The 437-nt window shown below is 62.9% G+C and carries 1 protein-coding gene; it reads right to left on the bottom strand.

The genetic code is table 11. The features are described from left to right. Positions 1 to 437 (bottom strand): cadherin-like domain-containing protein (locus WLY71_RS31715; RefSeq protein WP_347806588.1); only part of this gene is annotated, 437 nt, incomplete at both ends.

Here is a 437-nt window from a genome sequence, read left to right as displayed (position 1 = left end):
TGCCGGCGGCGTAGGTAGTCTCACCGACGGTGAAATTAACTACGCTGACCGGGCCGTCAACGCTGTTGGTGCCGGTGAGCACGCTGCCGTTGACTGGGGCGTCTTCGCTGGTGGTCACGTTTTCGCCGATATCGGTGAAGGTGTCATCGACCGGGGTGACGCTGATGTTCAGGGTCGAGGTGACGTTGCTGCCGGAACCGTCGGTGACGGTGTAGCTGACCGTTGGCACCGTGCCGTTGTAGTTGGCCGCCGGGGTGAAGGTATAAGCCCCGTTCGTTCCGATGACCAGGGTGCCGACGTTGGCGATAGTCGCCGTGCTGCCGGCGGCGTAGGTAGTCTCACCGACGGTGAAATTAACTACGCTGACCGGGCCGTCAACGCTGTTGGTGCCGGTGAGCACGCTGCCGTTGACTGGGGCGTCTTCGCTGGTGGTCACG

This window comes from Pseudomonas rossensis, assembly GCF_039888995.1.
In the GTDB taxonomy this organism is placed as follows: domain Bacteria; phylum Pseudomonadota; class Gammaproteobacteria; order Pseudomonadales; family Pseudomonadaceae; genus Aquipseudomonas; species Aquipseudomonas rossensis.
The sequence above is the reverse complement of the archived record's forward strand: the minus strand, read 5'-3'. Positions and strand labels throughout refer to the sequence as shown.